Here is a 281-nt window from a genome sequence, read left to right as displayed (position 1 = left end):
CTTCGATGTCCCAGAGCTGGATGAAGATCTCCGTCCAGGCCTCAGGATTGGCGCCGCAATCGAGGGCCGAGAACTGGCCCGCTTTGACCTCGGTGATATGATAACCAGGCTTCACCGGCCGGCCGTCGTAATAGAAAACCAGCGGCGCGTCCCTTTCACCGTCGAGCGTATTGAGCAGCAGGCCAAGGCTGATGTCGTCCTCTTGAATTTTTCCGTTGTCGATCGCGTTCATATCAGCTAATCCATATTTCAATAATTCAAGGATTATTGAAATATGGATC

General features: G+C 52.0%; 1 protein-coding gene. It reads right to left on the bottom strand.

Features of this window, described 5'->3' with window-relative positions; all coding sequences use genetic code 11:
* The coding region (locus tag AF337_RS03850) for a DUF6428 family protein (RefSeq protein ID WP_244471174.1) at window positions 1–232 on the bottom strand (232 nt) is incomplete at its 3' end.
* Window positions 233–281: the final 49 nt, after the last annotated feature.

The sequence above is a fragment of the Rhizobium ecuadorense genome (assembly GCF_001187535.1).
Classification (GTDB): domain Bacteria; phylum Pseudomonadota; class Alphaproteobacteria; order Rhizobiales; family Rhizobiaceae; genus Rhizobium; species Rhizobium ecuadorense.
This window is presented reverse-complemented; position numbering and strand designations above follow the sequence as displayed.